At 60.8% G+C, this 13,705-nt stretch carries 13 protein-coding genes; 6 read left to right on the top strand and 7 right to left on the bottom strand.

The annotated features are described in order from the left end of the window. Positions 1 to 41: 41 nt before the first annotated feature. On the bottom strand, positions 42 to 860 hold the full coding sequence (locus NHH73_18070; GenBank protein USX24519.1) for a hypothetical protein: 819 nt from the start codon (positions 858 to 860) through the stop codon (positions 42 to 44). Positions 861 to 1,078: 218 nt separating this feature from the next. On the opposite strand from NHH73_18070, the gene NHH73_18065 reads away from it, so the two are divergent. From NHH73_18065 to NHH73_18050, 4 genes are all read left to right on the top strand, one after another. Further along, positions 1,079 to 3,571 carry a DNA internalization-related competence protein ComEC/Rec2 gene (locus tag NHH73_18065; protein USX24518.1) on the top strand — a complete coding sequence of 831 codons (2,493 nt, stop codon included), beginning with the start codon at positions 1,079 to 1,081 and terminating at the stop codon, positions 3,569 to 3,571. A 75-nt stretch (positions 3,572 to 3,646) separates the two neighbouring features. Then, a complete protein-coding gene (locus NHH73_18060) occupies positions 3,647 to 4,495 on the top strand; it encodes an alpha/beta hydrolase (GenBank protein ID USX24517.1) in 849 nt (282 codons plus the stop codon). 54 nt (positions 4,496 to 4,549) lie between these two features. Next, positions 4,550 to 5,116 (top strand): dCTP deaminase, encoded by a 567-nt coding sequence (dcd, locus tag NHH73_18055; protein USX24516.1) that lies wholly within the window; start codon positions 4,550 to 4,552, stop codon positions 5,114 to 5,116. Positions 5,117 to 5,133: 17 nt separating this feature from the next. Further along, positions 5,134 to 5,874 carry a hypothetical protein gene (locus NHH73_18050; protein ID USX24515.1) on the top strand — a complete coding sequence of 247 codons (741 nt, stop codon included), beginning with the start codon at positions 5,134 to 5,136 and terminating at the stop codon, positions 5,872 to 5,874. A gap of 7 nt (positions 5,875 to 5,881) precedes the next feature. On the opposite strand, the gene NHH73_18045 is transcribed toward NHH73_18050, so the two are convergent. Further along, positions 5,882 to 7,405, bottom strand: a complete 1,524-nt coding sequence (locus NHH73_18045) for a HAMP domain-containing histidine kinase (GenBank protein ID USX24514.1) — start codon at positions 7,403 to 7,405, stop codon at positions 5,882 to 5,884. Positions 7,406 to 7,409: 4 nt separating this feature from the next. After that, positions 7,410 to 8,102: a response regulator transcription factor gene (locus tag NHH73_18040; protein USX24513.1), complete on the bottom strand. Its 693-nt coding sequence runs from the start codon at positions 8,100 to 8,102 to the stop codon at positions 7,410 to 7,412. Between the two features lie 206 nt (positions 8,103 to 8,308). On the opposite strand from NHH73_18040, the gene NHH73_18035 reads away from it, so the two are divergent. After that, entirely contained in the window at positions 8,309 to 8,851 is a 543-nt protein-coding gene (locus NHH73_18035; GenBank protein ID USX24512.1) for a periplasmic heavy metal sensor, read from the top strand. Between the two features lie 73 nt (positions 8,852 to 8,924). After that, entirely contained in the window at positions 8,925 to 9,803 is an 879-nt protein-coding gene (locus tag NHH73_18030; protein USX24511.1) for an intradiol ring-cleavage dioxygenase, read from the top strand. 9 nt (positions 9,804 to 9,812) lie between these two features. On the opposite strand, the gene NHH73_18025 is transcribed toward NHH73_18030, so the two are convergent. The 4 genes from NHH73_18025 to NHH73_18010 form a co-directional block, all read right to left on the bottom strand. Continuing rightward, entirely contained in the window at positions 9,813 to 10,004 is a 192-nt protein-coding gene (locus NHH73_18025; protein ID USX24510.1) for a YqaE/Pmp3 family membrane protein, read from the bottom strand. A gap of 74 nt (positions 10,005 to 10,078) precedes the next feature. Further along, positions 10,079 to 12,337 carry an arginine/lysine/ornithine decarboxylase gene (locus NHH73_18020; protein USX24509.1) on the bottom strand — a complete coding sequence of 753 codons (2,259 nt, stop codon included), beginning with the start codon at positions 12,335 to 12,337 and terminating at the stop codon, positions 10,079 to 10,081. Positions 12,338 to 12,548: 211 nt separating this feature from the next. Next, entirely contained in the window at positions 12,549 to 13,115 is a 567-nt protein-coding gene (locus NHH73_18015) for a DUF4337 domain-containing protein (protein ID USX24508.1), read from the bottom strand. A 40-nt stretch (positions 13,116 to 13,155) separates the two neighbouring features. Then, entirely contained in the window at positions 13,156 to 13,641 is a 486-nt protein-coding gene (locus NHH73_18010; protein USX24507.1) for a dihydrofolate reductase, read from the bottom strand. Between the last annotated feature and the right edge of the window lie 64 nt (positions 13,642 to 13,705).

Here is a 13,705-nt window from a genome sequence, read left to right as displayed (position 1 = left end):
CTGTTGGCTTGTATGGAGGCATCGTCGCATCTCATCGGCTGTCAGCGGACTTCTTCAGCCTGAAGGGCGGCGTTGACTGCCCTGATGCGCTCGTCCAGTCCCGTTGTATGCGTGCTTTCGCCTTCTTTAACGAGCGATCTTTCACTCCGGAGTAATAAAAGATTCGACCGCAGGCGGGCCATTTTAACGGTCGATGTGTCCTGCGTACCTTCGTGTAGCGCTTTCTCAAGCCCATCTATAAATGAGCATTTGTTGTGGAGCACAATGAGATCGCGCAACGCTTCATGTATGGAGTACGCGGAAACGTCATCTTTCTTTAACAAGATGTAAATACTCCGCATTTTTTCGTCGCGCATTTCAACAATCTTTTTATCGACAGCCGTCACCAACATTTGTTTATAGACTGTTTCATTGACAAGCGATCGTTCCGAGTTGGAAAACAATGCCAAGGCGGCCAAGATGGATTTGGTATGCTCGGCGGATACTACCGATGCCGCACCGGCAAATAAGTTGGTCAGTGTGCCGAAGCCGATGTTCCATGTTGCTTCATTGCCATACATGGAGCGCCGATGCCGCAAACAAGCCTCTTCCGAAGCGATGACAAGCGTGGCGATCGCCATATTCCGTTGGGAAGTGCATTTTGGAATCTCGCCCTCAGGAATAGCGCTGCCAAAACAAGCGGCATCGATCAGGCGATCGTCGTTGGCGGTCGATTTTCGTAACTGCTGGGTCAGTTTAGCGTATGGGCTGTCTTTTGTTACTTCTATCGGGGTGACCGAATAGCCACTGTACAAAGAATTGCAACCAAGCAATGGGAAAAAAAAGAGTGCAGCAGTGCAAGCCCGTAAGACGAGACGCATAAGCCCTCCTGGTTTTGGATGCGACAGGCATCAGTGCTTATCGCTGTTTTTTGTGATTCTATAATATTCCAAAATTATCAAAATTAACACGAATTCTTAAAAAAACAACACTTTAAGAGAGCGGGGTCACTTGAGATGATCAGATATATGTCAATAGCGACCGCGTCTCAACAGGCATGATCGAGCCATGAACAAACTATATTCGAGCTAAGTGGGTAATGCGCTGCTTAACTATTGGGTTTGCAATCGGAACCGCCTTTCTGCAGATGCAACAACAGTTACCATCGCTGGGGATGGTTTATTGCAGCTCGACGATGCTTTTCCTTTGGACAATTTTTGTAATTTGCTCTGGTAGACGCGGCCATGTTTGGTGTCGGAGTCAAATGTATCGCCGGTTACGGGCTGTGCATGCTCTACTGGCAGGGACGGTTGCCGGCTTCTTTTGGGCCGCCTGGCTGGCGAATTTCGCCCTGGCACCGGGCCTCGCCGCCAGCGACGAAGGGCGCGACTTCACGGTCATTGGCGTTATCGACAATTTGCCTTACCGTTTCGCGCAAGGGGTGCGTTTCAACTTTGTCGTGGAGCGGGTGGTCGCGGCGGATAATGTCGCCGGCACTTCGCGGCAGCTTCCACGGCGTGTTGCGCTATCGTGGTACGCGGGCTTCCGCGATCAGATTACGCAAGTGGGTGACGTGCAGCCGGGCGAGCGCTGGCAACTGACGGTGCGCCTTCAGCGGCCTCACGGCAACGCCAACGAATACGGCTTCGATTACGAAGCCTGGTTATTGGAGCAGGGCGTTCGCGCGACCGGCTACGTGCGGCCGAATAACGCCAATCGGCGCCTGGAAAATTTTGTCTTCAGCACCCGCAACGTCATCGAGCATTGCCGCGCCGCGCTGCGGGCGCGGATTCTTGCCGCGCTTCCCGACAAACCCTACGCCGGCGTGATCGTCGCCTTGGTCGTCGGCGACCAGCGCGGGATTGATCAGTCGGATTGGAAGATCTTCACCAATACCGGTATCGGTCACCTCGTCAGCATCAGCGGATTGCACATCACGATGGTGGCGGGATTGTTCGCGCTGATCGCCTTCACATTGTGGAGGCACTCGTTTTTCACCCGCGCGCAATTGCCGTTGATGATGCCGGCGCAAAAAGTCGCGGCGCTGGTCGGCGCGGCGGTCGCCTTGTTCTACGTGCTGTTGGCGGGCTTCGGCGTGCCGGCGCAGCGTACGCTGTACATGTTGATCGTCGTCGCCATCGCGCTGTGGCTGAACCGGATCGCCAGCGTTTCGCATGTGCTGTGCACCGCGCTTGGCGTCGTGGTGCTGCTTGACCCATGGGCGGTGCTGTGGCCGGGTTTTTGGTTGTCGTTCGGTGCCGTGGCGGTCATCTTGTATTCCACCGTCGGCCGCACCACGTTGCGGCCCGACCGGGGGGCGCCTGGCGTCGATGAAGCGCCGCACGGAGCGCATTCCGCACCAACGCTCGGCGCACGATGTTGGCAGGCCTTACGCGTTGGCGCGCACACTCAGTACGCCGTCACGCTTGGACTGGTGCCGCTGACGATGCTGCTGTTCGCGCAAGTGTCCGTCATCAGCCCTTTGGCGAACGCGGTAGCGATACCGTTGATTAGTCTTGTCGTCACGCCGCTGGCGCTAGTGGGCAGCATGCTGCCGATGTCCTTGGCGGCGTGGGTGCTCGGCCTGGCGCATCTGCTGGTCGAGTGGTTGACCATTTGCCTGCAATGGTTCAGCGGCTTGCGCTATGCCGTTTGGCGTGCGCCGACACCGCCGCTCTGGCTTTTCGGTTGGGCCATGTTCGGCACCCTGTGGCTGCTGGCGCCACGTGGCTGGCCGGCGCGCTGGCTCGGGTTGGCGACGTGGATCCCGTTGCTGGCGGCCGAGCCATCGCATCCGGAACCGGGCCGCATGACCGTAACCGCCTTCGATGTGGGGCAGGGCATGGCCCTGCTGATCGAAACCAGCCATCATCGTATGCTTTACGATACCGGTCCAAGCTACGGCACCGAAATCAACGCCGGCAACCGCGTCATCCTGCCGTATTTGCGGGCGCGCGGCATCGCGTCGCTGGATGGGATGATCGTCAGCCACAGCGACGTCGATCATTCCGGCGGCGCCTTGACCGTGCTGGATGGCTTGCCGGTCGATTGGGTGCTCGGATCGCTGCTGCCCAATCATCCGATCGTGGCGGCGGCCCGGCGGCACGTGCAATGCGCCGCCGGACAGGCGTGGACGTGGGACGGCGTGCGCTTTGAGATACTGCATCCGTTGGCCGCCAGCTATGCGGACAACACGCTCAAACCCAATGCGCGTGGCTGTACTTTGAGAGTCACTGCCGGCGGCAAGTCGATGCTGATGGCCGGTGATATCGAAGCCTTGCAAGAGTCGCAACTCGTGGCGCGTGATCGGGAACGGTTGCGCGCCGATGTCCTGCTGGTTCCACATCATGGGAGCGGCACCAGTTCGACACCGGATTTTTTAAAAGCGGTGAATCCGCAGGCGGCCGTGTTCCAGGTCGGCTACCGCAACCGCTATCAACATCCCAAAAAGGAAGTCTACGACCGCTATGGAGAACTGCAGATCCAACGCTTGCGGACCGACCAATCGGGCGCCTTGACCCTTGATTTCGGCCAAACGATCGACATAGCCAGCTATCGCGAAACGCACGCCCGCTACTGGTACGGCCGCTGAATTAGAGCCTTCCCACCAGCCGCATGCGGGAACTGCCGTTACAATTGGTCGACAATAACCGTACGGAGACCGCTTGTGAGCAAGCCCAAGCTGCATTTCGCCCATGCCAACAGCTATCCGGCGGGCGTGTACCGCCAGTTCTTCGAGCGCTTGAACGACCAATTCGACATCCAGGCGCTCGATATGCACGCGCATAACCCGAAATATCCAGTGACCGACTGCTGGCCGCATCTGGTGGAAGAATACATCGCCGAACTGACCGCGCGCTATACGGAACCGGTGATCCTTGTCGGTCACTCCCTGGGCGGCATGCTGAGTTTATTGGTGGCCCACGCGCGGCCGGACCTGGTGCGCTGTGTCGTTATGCTCGACGCGCCGGTGGTCGCCGGCTGGCGCGCGCTGGTCTGGCGCACCATCAAATTGGTCGGCAAGGCGTATGACGTCCCGCCGGCCAAGTTCTCCAAACGCCGCCGCAACGTGTGGCCCAGCGCCGCCGCCGCGTATGAGCACTTCGCCAGCAAGGATATCTTCGCCGCCTGGGCGCCGGGCGTGCTGACAGATTACATCGACAACGGCATGAAACCGCATCCGGAAGGCGTTCAGTTGCGCTTTACGAGAGAGATCGAGACGGCGGTCTACGCCAGCTTGCCCCATCACCTGCCCAAAATCGTGCGCGGACAATTCCCGGTGCCGATTGGCTTCATCGGCGGCACCGATTCGTGGGAAACCAGCCAGTCCGGCCATAAGCACACGCAGGCGCTGGTGGGCCGCCACTTCCGGCTGATCCCCGGCGGCCACCTGTTCCCGATGGAGACGCCGGCGGCGGCGGCCGACGCCACGGCCGACATGATCGCCGGTCTGCTGGACGAACAATCCACCGCCGGCGGCGCTAAAAAAGTTCTTAAATACGGGGCTTTCGCGTAAAATCTCGTCCATTCGGCGCTTAGCGCCTCCCGGCAATTTTAGGAATACCTTGCGATGACGATTAAAAGCGATAAATGGATACGCCGCATGGCGGAGCAGCATGGGATGATCGAGCCGTTCTTCCCGGACCAGGTGCGCGAGCAGGATGGCCGCAAAGTCATCTCCTACGGCACCTCGTCGTACGGCTACGATATCCGCTGCGCCGACGAATTCAAGATCTTCACGAACATCAACAGCACCATCGTCGATCCGAAGAACTTCGATTCGAATTCGTTTGTCGACGTCAAAAGCGATGTGTGCATCATCCCGCCGAACTCCTTTGCGCTGGCCCGTACAATGGAGTACTTCCGTATTCCGCGCAGCGTGCTGACCGTCTGCCTGGGTAAATCGACCTACGCGCGTTGCGGCATCATTGTCAACGTGACGCCGTTCGAGCCGGAATGGGAAGGCTACGTGACCCTGGAATTCTCCAACACTACGCCGCTGCCGGCGAAAATCTACGCCGGCGAGGGCTGCGCCCAGGTGCTGTTCTTCGAAAGCGATGAAGTGTGCGAAGTGTCGTACAAGGATCGCAATGGCAAATATCAAGGCCAGCGTGGCGTGACCTTGCCGAAAGCCTAAGGGCGCTCGCAACCGTAATGAAGTCAATTATCTTTTGTACGAGCTATATCAGGGACTCCCGTGCCTGGGAGACACGATATAAGCGCTGGCTCGATTATTATCGGGATTTTCCGCTTGATGTGGTCAAAAGACTGATGATCGACGATGGGTCGCCGTACCTGCCGCCGGCGGATATCATCAAGACGGTTTCCCATACCGCTCCCCTGGCATCGGTGGAAGATAAGGATTTAATCATTCGATTCGACGATAACCTGGGGCGGCAGAGTATCAAGGACTATCCCGGTTGGTGGCGCAGCTTTCTTCATTCCGTCGAGGTGGCGAGAGAACTGGGCGTCGATAAAATCATCCATATCGAGTCGGACGCGTATATCTTGAGCCCACGGCTGCGCGATTTCATCGAGCAGGCCAGCAGCGGTTGGCATGTCCTGTGGACGCAGCATAACAACTTCCCGGAAACGGCGATCCAGGTGATTTGCCGCGATCAGTTCGAGATCTTCGAAGACTTCAAGCGGAAAAATCCAACGTTGCACTTCCCGGATATGGCCGAGCATATGCTGCCATTCACCTCGGTGAACCGGGAATTCATCGGCGACCGTTACAGCGAACTCAAGCGGAATCGCGGGGTGTTCAAGTCCAAGAAATTCAATTCTCTGCCGATATTCAAGCTGGACTTCTTTAACGTTCAGATTCCGGCGGACGCGGACTTCGTGACCCAGGGCGTGAGCAGCCAGCGCCTGGAATTCCGGCGCAACGGATAACGCTTTTTTACAGCTTCACCGGCAGTATCATCTCCACGCACAAGCCACCACCCGCCCGGTTGGTGGCTTTTATACTTCCGCCATGCGCTTCGATCACATGCTGGGCGATCGCCAGACCCAGGCCGTGGCCCTCGGTGCCGGCGTTGGACGACCGGAAAAAGGGCTGGAAAATGGTCTCCAGATCGGCCGGCGTAACGCCCGGCCCCCGATCCAGCACGCGGATGCATAACTGGCGCGCCTCGGGCAGGGACCGCACCTGCAACTGCACTTCGCCCCCTTCGGCACTGTGCTTGATGGCGTTGCGTACCACGTTCTCAATCGCCCGCCCCAGCAAATCGGCCTGGCCGACCACCAGCACGTCGGCATCGCCCTCGCGCACCACGGTGCGCTGCTGGCTGGCCGCCTCGTAACTGGCATCGTCGGCGATTTGCTCCAGCAGATCGGCCATGCTGATCTCTTCCTGGCTGGCCTTGATCGCGCCGGCCTCCAGGCGCGCCAACGTCAGCAGCTCTCCCACCAGTTTGTCCATGCGCACGCTCTCGCGTTCGATCCGCTCCATCGAGGCGGCGATTTTGTCCGGCTGCTGGTGCGCCAGTCCGATCGCCGCCTGCAGCCGCGCCAGCGGCGAGCGCAGTTCGTGCGACACGTCGTGCAGCAGACGCGTTTGACCGTCGATCAGATTTCGCAGGCGCGCCGTCATGCGGTCGAAATCGCGACCGAGGTCGTTCAGTTCCGCGAGGCTTTTGCCGGAGGCGCTGACGAAGCGCGGTGCCAGGTCGCCTCCGGCGGCGGCATCGAAGGCCGCCCGCAAGGCGCGGATCGGCCGCGAAAAATACCAGGCCAGGATCACGGAGAACAACAGGCTGGCGAAGATTGCTGCGACGATCGGCACCCACGGCTTGAGCGGCTCGAATCGTGGGCCCATCGGCCCCCGCGGGCCTTGCATGCCCGGCGCGCCATTGGCGCCTTGCGCCTGGCCGGGAGGCGGACCGCCGGCGGCCGCGCCATCGGGCGGCGGACCGCCAGGCCCGCCAAAACCACCACCCATGCGCCGTTCCTCGAACAGCATTTGCTGGCTTTTCAACCCGGCGAGCAGTTGCCGCGACTCGCTGTCGAAGCCGCGCTGGCGCTCGGCCCACGGCAGGAACAGCAGATAGCGATTGCCCTGCGGGTCGTACACCTGTCGCACCACGCGGCGCTTGCCGTCGTCCTTGAGCAGGGCGCGCGACTCGCGCAGCATGGCCGGACTGACGATGCGGCCCAACATTTCGCGGCCCTCGTCATCGACCGCGTAGACGCGCCGCCTGTCCATATTATCGAGCATGCGCCGCAGGGCGTTGGTGCCCCCGTATTCCAGCGTGGCGGCGGCCGCGTTGATGGCGATTTCCGCCGGCGGGCTGGTGTCGATGTCGGCCGGGGTGGCCTTTTGCTGGCTGCGGTCCTTGAGCCAAATGCCGCCGACGACGCCGACGGTTGCCGTCATCTGTGCCAGCAGTATGCACACGAAGAACTTCCAGAACAGACGTCCCACGGGCTTACTCCTTGATCAGCTGATAGCCAAGGCGGTAGACCGTTTGCAGGCAGGAGCGGCCGTCGGCGATGGTGCCGAGTTTGTGGCGCAAGCTGCTCAGATGGACGTCGATATTGCGGTCGAAGCGCGCCAGCGGGCGGCCGAGTCCCTGTTCGGAGAGGGTGTTTTTGCTGACCGGGCGTCCGGCGTTGCGCGCCAGGACTTCGAGCAGGTTGAATTCGGTGCTGGTCAGTTCCAGCTTGGCGCCGGCCCAGGCGGCGCGGCGCTGCTCCGGCCACATGGTCAGCTGGCCGACGTTGAGCGCTGCCGGCGTGCCGTTGTCGGTCGGCGCGCTCTGCGCCCGGCGCAGGATGGCGCGGATGCGGGCCGTCAGTTCGCGCGGCGTGCAGGGCTTGGTGACGTAATCGTCGGCGCCCAGCTCGAGGCCGACGATGCGGTCGGTGTCGTCGCCGCGTCCGGTGAGCATCAGGATCGGCAGCTGGCTGTTGGTGCGGATGCGGCGCAGCGTCTCCAGACCGTTCATGCGCGGCATCATCACGTCGAGGATGGCGATGGCGTACTGCCCGGTGGCCGCCTCGGAGGTGCCGGCTTCGCCGTCGTGCACGGCTTTGACGTCGAAGCCTTCTTGCTCCAGATACTCCTGGAACATGCCCACCAGCTCGATGTCGTCGTCGATCAACAGTACTTTGCTCTTCATTGCTGCGCGATTCTTTCTATAAGGATCGGCAATCATACCAGCCGGAAAGGGCATGTCAGCTCACTTTTACGCCGATTTACAACGGCTTGCCCATGCGCAACTCGGCCAGGAATCAGGCTTTTACGCCGATTTACGTTGTCCTTACGCTACTTAACATGGGGCAACTAGAAAATGGCGTTTCCCAGTTGAGATGAGGATGGACTTAGATGAAAAATAACAAAACAGGCGTACGGAAGCTCTTGCTCGCCATGGCCGTGGCGCTGCCGTTGTGCGCCGGCGCCACCGGCGCCAACGAGATCGAAGACCACCGCCCGGCCATGCCGCATGGCGGGCCCGACCGCGATGGACCCGAAGCCGGTCCGCGCATGCAGGGCGGCCTGCCGCCGTTCGGTCCGCCGGGCATGGCCGGCATGGTGGGGCGCCCGCTGTTTTTGCGCTCCGTCGCGTTGAGCGAAGCGCAGGACGACAAGGTGTTCGCGATCCTGCATGAGGAGAAGCCGTATCTGCGCGAACAGGCCAAAGCCGCCGCCAAGGCGCAGGAAGCGCTGCGCGAGATGGCCGGCGCCGAGAAGTACGACGACGCCAAAGCCGCAGCGCTGGCACAGGCCGCCGCCACCGCGATGGCCAACATTTCCTTACAGCGCGTGCGTACCGAACAAAAGCTGTTGGCGGTCCTGACGCCCGAGCAGCGCAAGAAGTTGGAGGGGGACAAGGATGGCAGGGACAAGCCGCGCCGTCCGCGTCCCTAGATTTTACGGAAGCACCAACCGACCATCCCGGCGGACGCGGGGTGGCGGTTCAACTAAAAAAAGGGGAGCAAGCATGGAACATCATGACGAAAACGAACACAGCCTGGCCGCCGATCTGGCCGCGATGCTCAATCTGAACAGCGACCGTCGCCAGACGTTGCGCTGGCTGTTGGCGGGCGCTTCGGCCCTGCCGATGATGGGTTGCGGCGGCGGTTCGGACAGCGCCACCGATACCAGCAGCACGACCGCGACGGTCACGACGCCAGCCACCACAACCACTACCACCACGCCGACCACCACCGGTTCCTGCTCGGTGATACCGGAGGAAACCGGCGGCCCATATCCGGCCGATGGCACCAACAGCAATTCCAGCGGCGTGGTCAATGTGCTGACGCAATCGGGCGTCGTGCGCAGCGACATTCGCGGCAGCTTTAATGGACCCACGGGCGTGGCCGCCGGCGTGCCGCTGACCGTCAAGCTACAGATCGTCAATACCAACGGCAGTTGCGCGACGCTTGAGGGTTTCGCGGTGTACCTGTGGCACTGCGACCGCGACGGCAATTACTCGCTGTACTCCAGCGGCGTGACGACGCAAAACTATCTGCGCGGTGTGCAGGCGACCGACAGCAGCGGCAGTGTGTCGTTTACAACCATCTTCCCCGGCTGCTACTCGGGACGCGTGCCGCATGTGCACTTCGAGGTGTACCGGTCGTTGTCGGCGGCGACGAGCGCGTCGAATCGCCTCAAAACGTCGCAGTTCAGCTTCCCGGTGGCGACCTGCAACGAGGTGTACGCCACCACCGGCTACAGCGCCAGCGTGCGCAATATGGCCGCGATCAGCCTGGCGACCGACAACGTGTTCAGTGATGGGTATTCGCTGCAAATGACCACGGTGACGGGGAATGCCACCGATGGTTATGTCGCCACGTTGACGGTGGGCGTGGCCGCTTGACGCTGGGCGTTACCGGCCGCCCATGGCGTCGCGGATCTTTTGGTCGGTCTTGTACTGGCTCAGCGCGTACACCGCCCAGATCGCCGCTGGCAGCCAGCCGATCAGGGTAATTTGCAAAATCAGGCAGATGATGCCGGCGAACGGACGGCCGATCGTGAAGAAGGTCAGCCACGGCAGGATCAGGGCAATAATAAGGCGCATAAGTGTCTTGTCTTTAGTTGATAACTACGGGGCGGGCAGGATGCCCGCGCCCGCAATTTACCATACTCACCGCATCAAGCGTCCAGCTTGACGCAATCGACGAAGTAACCACGCTTGCCGTCGACCTCCCGCTTGACCAGGCCGTGCACGTCCGTCTCGAAGCCCGGGAAGCGCTCGTTGAAGTCGCGCGCGAAGCGCAGGTAGTCGACGATGGTCTTGTTGAAGCGCTCGCCCGGAATCAGCAGCGGAATGCCCGGCGGGTAAGGCGTCAGAAGGATCGACGTGATACGGCCTTCCAGCTCCTCGATCGCCACGCGCTCGATTTCGCGGTGCGCCATCTTGGCGAAGGCGTCCGACGGCTTCATCGCCGGGATCATGTCCGACAGGTACATCTCGGTCGTCAGGCGCGCGACGTCGTAGGCCTTGTAGAAATCGTGGATCTGCTGGCACAGGTCGCGCAGGCCCATTTTTTCGTAGGTCGGGTTGGCGGCCGCGAACTCCGGCAGGATGCGCCACATCGGCTGGTTCTTGTCGTAGTCGTCCTTGAACTGCTGCAACGCGGTCAGCAGGGTGTTCCAGCGGCCCTTGGTGATGCCGATGGTGAACATGATGAAGAACGAGTACAGGCCGCACTTCTCGATGATCACGCCGTGCTCGGCCAGGTACTTGGTGACGATCGACGCCGGAATGCCGCTGTCGGCGAATTGGCCGTCAAGCGACAGGCCCGGATTGACGATGGTGGCCTTGATCGGGTCGAGCATGTTGAAGTTCGGCGCCAGGTTGCCGAAGCCGTGCCAGTCGTCCTCTGCGCGGATGACCCAGTCTTCGCGCGAACCGATGCCTTCTTCGGCGAAGTTTTGCGGACCCCACACCTGGAACCACCAGTCCTTGCCCCATTCCTGGTCAATCTTTTGCATCGCGCGGCGGAAGTCCAGCGCTTCCAGGATCGATTCCTCGACCAGCGCGGTGCCGCCCGGCGCTTCCATCATGGCGGCGGCGACGTCGCACGAGGCGATGATCGAATACTGCGGCGAGGTCGACGTGTGCATCAGGTACGCTTCGTTGAAAGCGTCGCGGTCCAGCTTGACCGTTTCCGATTCGCGTACCAGCACTTGCGAGGCCTGCGACAGGCCGGCGAGCAGCTTGTGGGTCGACTGGGTCGAGAAGATCATCGACTCTTTCGCGCGCGGACGGTCCTTGCCGATCGCGTGCATGTCCTTGTAGAAATCGTGGAAGGTGGCGTGCGGCAGCCACGCTTCGTCGAAGTGCAGGGTGTCGATCTTGCCGTCCAGCAGCTCGCGCAGGGTCTCGACGTTGTAGACCACGCCGTCGTAGGTCGACTGGGTGATGGTCAGAATGCGCGGCTTCTTGTTCTTGGCTTCGCGGGCGAACGGGTTCGCCTCGATCTTGCGCTGGATGCTTTCCATCGAGAACTCTTCCAGCGGAATCGGACCGATGATGCCCAGGTGGTTACGCGTCGGCATCAGGAACACCGGAATCGCGCCGCACATGATGATCGAGTGCAGGATCGACTTGTGGCAGTTGCGGTCGACGACGACGATGTCGCCCGGCGCCACGGTCGAGTGCCAGACCATCTTGTTCGATGTCGACGTGCCGTTGGTGACGAAGTAGCAGTGGTCGGCGTTGAAGATGCGCGCTGCGTTGCGCTCGGACGCGGCCACCGGGCCGGTGTGGTCGAGCAGCTGGCCGAGTTCCTCGACGGCGTTGCAGACGTCGGCGCGCAGCATGTTCTCGCCGAAGAACTGGTGGAACATCTGGCCGATCGGCGACTTCAGGAAGGCCACGCCGCCCGAGTGGCCGGGGCAGTGCCACGAGTACGAACCGTCGTTGGCGTAGTGGACCAGCGCGCGGAAGAACGGCGGCGACAGGCCGTCCAGATAGGACTTGGCTTCGCGGATGATGTGGCGGGCGACGAATTCCGGCGTGTCCTCGAACATGTGGATGAAGCCGTGCAGCTCGCGCAGGATATCGTTGGGGATATGGCGCGAGGTGCGCGTTTCGCCGTACAGGTAGATCGGGATGTCGGCGTTCTTGTAGCGGATTTCTTCGACGAAGGCGCGCAGCGACTTCAACGCCGTGTCGGTCTCTTCGACCGAGCCGGCGCCGAATTCCTCGTCATCGATCGACAGCACGAAGGCCGACGCGCGCGATTGCTGCTGGGCGAACTGGGACAGGTCGCCGTAGCTGGTCACGCCCACCACTTCCATGCCTTCTTTTTCCATTGCATCGGCCAGGGCGCGAATGCCCAGGCCGGACGTGTTCTCGGAACGGAAATCCTCGTCGATGATGACGATGGGGAAACGAAATTTCATGCATGTCTCCAAAAAAGCAAGCCGCCCCTGACAAATGTGAAGGGGCGGACAGGGCGCGACACTATTGCTAGGGATCGCAGAAAAAAAATAAGAACGGGATTCTCGCAGAAATGCGCCCGCTGCGGGAAAAAAATATCATATAGAAAAAATGACCAAACCGCGCAGTAGAGTGCCTCAGCGGTGTGACGGGCGTATTACAGCCCGCCCGACCTTAGTGGAGCCAGGCAAAGATGCCCATCACGATGCCGACGCCGGCCACGCCGTACGCCAGGCCCATCATCCATTTCTTCCGCGTCAACAACGTAATCGCTGCCAGCGAAATAGCGATTTGCTCGGCGGTGGTCGCCAGCGCCCATTGGTGATGGTGGTGCATCGCCTCGTCGGACTTGTGATTCCATTCCTTCGACGATTCCTCCCATTTTTCCGCTTCCTTGCGGATATCGTCCTTCTCGGCCTTGTAGCGGGCGACCTCGGCCTCATATTTCTTGGGATCGACGCCGGGCAAAGTCATGGCGAGCTCGGCCAGATTTTGCTTGCTGGACTTGGCCTGATAGTAATTCCAGCTGTTGGCGGCTTGCGTCTTGTCGATCGCCGCGTTGTTCTTGAACATGGCCGCGTCGTTCTGTGTCGCCCCGCCCAGATAGCCGAATGCGGCGCCCACGGTCGCCAGGATCGCCGTCATGACGGCAATATTGTTTGAAAAGCCATCGTTTCCGTGGGCTGCGTGTTCCACCGCGTGATCGTGCGGTCCGTGTACGTGAAAACCTTGGCCTGACATGATTGTTGGATCCTTGAAGAGAGTTAAAACTTTATGGCGGTTAGACTTTGCGGCGATAGGTGACAAGCGCGTACGGCAAGCCGGAGGTTTCGGAGGTGTGCTGCTCGCGGGCGGTTTCTTCCCACTCCGCGTGGTCGATAGCGGGGAAGAAGGCGTCGCAGTCGAAGGTTTGCCCGACTTCGGTGACGATCAAACGGTCGGTCACGGCCATCGACTGCTTGTAGATCTCGGCGCCGCCGATGACGTAGCCTTCGGCGCCGTCCAGCAGCGCGATGGCCGCGTCGACCGAGTCGACCGCCTCGACGCCGTCGTGGCGCCAGCCGGCGTTGCGGGTGATGACGATGTTGCGGCGGTTGGGCAGCGGACGGCCGATCGAATCGAAGGTTTTACGGCCCATGATGATCGGATGGCCGGTGGTCAGGCGCTTGAAATGGGCCAGATCCTCCGGCAATTTCCACGGCAAAGTGTTGTTGATGCCGATGCCGCCTTGCTGGTCGGTGGCGACGATGATGGTCAGTGTGCTCATGGATACTCTGTAAGGTTGGGTGAGAATTCCCGGTGGCTGGTATTATCGTTGAAATTGCGGTCCG

The sequence above is a fragment of the Oxalobacteraceae bacterium OTU3CINTB1 genome (genome assembly GCA_024123955.1).
Classification (GTDB): Bacteria; Pseudomonadota; Gammaproteobacteria; order Burkholderiales; family Burkholderiaceae_D; genus Rugamonas.
Note: the sequence above shows the minus strand (reverse complement) of the source record. Positions and strands in the feature narration are given on the sequence as shown.